Origin of the sequence: Bacillus cereus group sp. BfR-BA-01382 (assembly GCF_022663475.1) — a bacterium.
Taxonomy (GTDB): Bacteria; Bacillota; Bacilli; order Bacillales; family Bacillaceae_G; genus Bacillus_A; species Bacillus_A thuringiensis_S.
On record NZ_JAKUFQ010000327.1, the window covers coordinates 1 to 331 of the forward strand.

Consider the following 331-nt stretch of genomic DNA (forward strand, 5'->3'; position numbering starts at 1 on the left):
AATAAAACAGGAAATAAGTTTCTTGGTTGTTCTTACTATCCAACATGTACACATACAGAACCAATTCATACATGAGCTATGATGAAAATCCGGCTCTTTTTTTATTTGTTTAAAGAATGCATGAAAAAAATCAGTTTAACTAAAAAATGAACCTTCAGATTTAGTTGTATGAGGTTTTGATATGATTATCAATACAATAAGTCGTATTTGTTATAAAAACGCATGTAAAGGGAGAGAGAGGATTTAAATGCGTTTTTAGGTTTTTTAAGAAAAATAAAAAGGGTAGCCATTATTTACGACTTAACCCTTTGTCTACGACCTGACGAATTGC

1 pseudogene is annotated in these 331 nt (G+C 30.2%); it reads left to right on the forward strand.

The annotated features are described in order from the left end of the window. Window positions 1–75: pseudogene (locus tag MR160_RS34190) on the forward strand (restriction endonuclease); the annotation flags it as partial. Between the last annotated feature and the right edge of the window lie 256 nt (window positions 76–331).